The 269-nt window shown below is 52.8% G+C and carries 1 rRNA gene; it reads left to right on the top strand.

The annotated features are described in order from the left end of the window. Positions 1-269 (top strand): 23S ribosomal RNA (locus tag GTP27_RS24475); the annotation flags it as partial.

Raw genomic sequence — 269 nt, 5'->3', positions numbered from 1 at the left:
CCAGTCACCGAAGCTGCGGATATCCGTAAGGATATGGTAGGAGAGCGTTCTGTAAGCCTGCGAAGGTGTCTTGTAAAGGATGCTGGAGGTATCAGAAGTGCGAATGCTGACATGAGTAGCGATAATGAGGGTGAAAAGCCCTCACGCCGTAAGCCCAAGGTTTCCTGTTCAACGTTCATCGGAGCAGGGTGAGTCGGCCCCTAAGGCGAGGCAGAGATGCGTAGCTGATGGGAAGCAGGTTAATATTCCTGCACCGTCGTATGATGCGA

Source organism: Duganella qianjiadongensis (assembly GCF_009857915.1).
Lineage (GTDB): Bacteria > Pseudomonadota > Gammaproteobacteria > Burkholderiales > Burkholderiaceae_D > Rugamonas > Rugamonas qianjiadongensis.
Note: the sequence above shows the minus strand (reverse complement) of the source record. Positions and strands in the feature narration are given on the sequence as shown.